Genomic DNA, 580 nt, shown 5'->3' with positions numbered 1-580 from the left:
CAACGTGATCGCTGCAATCATTCACCGGGACGAAAAAACTCCGCACCTGTCGGCCTACGTGGTGCCAAAAGACCCCGATACAGGCCGCCTGAATTGCCGCCGGTTCCTCGGTGGTGCCAAGGCCCTGAACGAGATGCAGACCGACTTTGCGCGAGTTGTGGGACGCCCTGTCGGACTGGAACGCGGCATCGAAGGAAGCAAGGCCACCCACACCAAGCTGAAAACCTACTACGGGGCGCTAGAACGGGACGCACMCGAGCACAAAAACCTGACCCCTGCTGACCTAGAACCGCAGGTGCTCAAGAAGGGGATTTTTACCCGTGTTGTGGAAGACCCTGAGCAGGTGGCAAAACGCATCAGTCAGACCGTTCAGCAGCATTATGAACCTGCCGTTCAGAGCGCCACAGTTGCCCGCACAGCGACCAAACGGGCCAAGGAAGACAGAGAGAGCCTGAAACAGCTTCAGAGCCGTCTGGAGCCTCTTGTGAAGGCTCTGAGGGATATTCCGACCCAATACCGGGAGAAGGTTATCGAGGGCTGCGTGAAACTGGCCCAACAGCTACGCCAGAAACTCCAAGAT

1 protein-coding gene is annotated in these 580 nt (G+C 57.7%); it reads left to right on the top strand.

All coding sequences use genetic code 11. The annotated features are described in order from the left end of the window. Window positions 1–580: plasmid recombination protein (locus tag KP705_RS16330; RefSeq protein WP_215765008.1), on the top strand; the 580-nt coding region annotated here is incomplete at both ends.

Origin of the sequence: Gluconobacter sp. P1D12_c, from assembly GCF_018812105.1 — a bacterium.
Lineage (GTDB): Bacteria > Pseudomonadota > Alphaproteobacteria > Acetobacterales > Acetobacteraceae > Gluconobacter > Gluconobacter oxydans_A.
This window is presented reverse-complemented; position numbering and strand designations above follow the sequence as displayed.